Here is a 243-nt window from a genome sequence, read left to right as displayed (position 1 = left end):
CTCGTCGGCCAGGTCCAGGACAGCCGTCGGATCCCCGCCGACCCAGTGAGCGCCGTAGTCGACGTGGTGCCCGTCGACATCTCGGGTGAGCACCGTCCCGCCGATGCGATCGGCAGCGTCGAGCACCGTGACGGACCGACCCGCTCGCTCCAGCTCCAGTGCAGCGACACGCCCGCTGAGTCCCGCCCCGACAACGATCACGTCCCCCGACATGGGGCCCCCCCAACGGGCGGGCCCCAAGTC

Annotated in this window: 1 protein-coding gene; it reads right to left on the bottom strand. The window is 72.0% G+C overall.

Going from position 1 to position 243, the window contains the following annotated elements; all coding sequences use genetic code 11:
- Positions 1–213, bottom strand: a 213-nt coding sequence (locus tag AC0IX4_RS23265) for an FAD-dependent oxidoreductase (protein ID WP_471831446.1), incomplete at its 3' end; no start/stop codon positions are given.
- Positions 214–243: the final 30 nt, after the last annotated feature.

Source organism: Rhodococcus sp. AC861, assembly GCF_979256035.1.
Note: the sequence above shows the minus strand (reverse complement) of the source record. Positions and strands in the feature narration are given on the sequence as shown.